The organism is Bacillus sp. P4_D3 (assembly GCF_056401855.1).
Genome location: NZ_JBFUIN010000779.1, coordinates 1 through 1,379 on the forward strand (window position 1 = coordinate 1; position 1,379 = coordinate 1,379).

The window sequence follows — 1,379 nt, forward strand, 5'->3', positions numbered from 1 at the left end:
CCCTAGCTCTTCGCTAGGGTGTTCTCAGTTTTATCCATAATACAAATGGTCGCTACAGTTATCTTATATTTGTAAATATATATCATTCACATTGCCTTTCCACTGTTTCTACAATTCTCATTTATTTTTCATCTATGTACTCATTTCTCACTTTTATTTATTTTTATTAACTCCCTGTAATTGACTAAGAACCTCATTGGCAGTGCTCTCAAATCTTTTAGGGTCATCAGCAATAATTTCATTAAGTAAATCAATTACCGTTAGTTGTATATCATGATTCATTCCTACAAGCACTTTAGCATACTCACTTCTACATAAATCACTATTTAAAATTCTTATGTTTAGTAGAATTGCCCACTCTTTTGCACTCTCAACCATTTTTGGTAAAGCTTTAGGCATCTCTGTTAGATATTTTTCCATTTCAAAACTTTCAATAAAATGAACTAAACCAAACATAACTTCTTCCGCTTGTGTTTCATCCTCAAATACTATACACAACTCTTTAATAAGCTTCTCATCAGTACAATCTGCTAAGTTTTCTAATATATTATCAAACTCTTCACATTCCGATTGATTTTTTAAAAATCTACAACTATATAATCTCTTAACCTCAGATTGAGAGTCCATATAAATTTCTCCTTTTAAATGAATTGGGTAATTAAATTAATATGATCATTAGTTTTCAACTTTTCTAATCCGCCTAATCCAAGAAAAGGCACAAACCCGAAACATTCATTATATGTGGTGTTCCATACTTTTCTATTAAATCAATATATGGCTTCCACCTTAAGTATAAATTTTTAAATATTCAGCAATTTCTGTTTGTCCTCTTTCAATAGCAAATTCATAAGCTCCCATATCTTTCATAGTCTTCTCTGTATACTTGATATTTATATCCAGACCATTTTTAATGAGAAACTTTACAATATCAAGGTGTCCGCCATAAATAGCTGCAAATAGTGGATTTCTATTTGGGTCACTAACATCTAATATTGCACCATTATCAAATAAGTACTCTACAATACCAATTTCACCTTCACTAGCTGCATGTGCAATAGGCGCTGACTTTGGTACACCTTCATTAAGGTTAATATCCAGACCAGATTCAACAAGAAATTTTATCATATCCAGTTCACCAGCTCTAGCCGAAACATGTAGCCACGTTCCATAAGGCGTTACAAAATCAAGCAAACTTTTATCAGTAATAATTATCTCTTTCGCTTGTTCTATATCACCATTTTTAATGAAATCATAGATTTTTATCGCTTTTTCCTCACTTTCCATAGAGTCCCCCCTGCATTATTTTTATCTAGTTTAAAAAGTTAGCTTTCCTCTTCATACTTTTCCTCTATCACTATCTGTTAGTTAATTCTTTAATT

3 protein-coding genes are annotated in these 1,379 nt (G+C 31.4%); all 3 read right to left on the minus strand.

Annotation, left to right across the window (positions count from 1 at the left end):
* Positions 1–153 precede the first annotated feature (153 nt).
* The 3 genes from AC1DTM_RS26600 to AC1DTM_RS26610 all read right to left on the minus strand — a co-directional run bounded on the left by AC1DTM_RS26600 (position 154) and on the right by AC1DTM_RS26610 (position 1,284).
* Positions 154–627 carry an Imm30 family immunity protein gene (locus AC1DTM_RS26600; protein ID WP_002066158.1) on the minus strand — a complete coding sequence of 158 codons (474 nt, stop codon included), beginning with the start codon at positions 625–627 and terminating at the stop codon, positions 154–156.
* Between the two features lie 14 nt (positions 628–641).
* A complete protein-coding gene (locus tag AC1DTM_RS26605; RefSeq protein WP_162617079.1) occupies positions 642–719 on the minus strand; it encodes a hypothetical protein in 78 nt (25 codons plus the stop codon).
* A gap of 67 nt (positions 720–786) precedes the next feature.
* On the minus strand, positions 787–1,284 hold the full coding sequence (locus AC1DTM_RS26610; RefSeq protein ID WP_087962562.1) for an ankyrin repeat domain-containing protein: 498 nt from the start codon (positions 1,282–1,284) through the stop codon (positions 787–789).
* Between the last annotated feature and the right edge of the window lie 95 nt (positions 1,285–1,379).

Excerpts from the sequence above, each read along its gene's own strand:
- AC1DTM_RS26600 (WP_002066158.1), bottom strand. The coding sequence starts at position 627 with ATGGACTCTCAATCTGAGGTTAAGAGATTATATAGTTGTAGATTTTTA.
- AC1DTM_RS26610 (WP_087962562.1), bottom strand. The coding sequence starts at position 1,284 with ATGGAAAGTGAGGAAAAAGCGATAAAAATCTATGATTTCATTAAAAAT.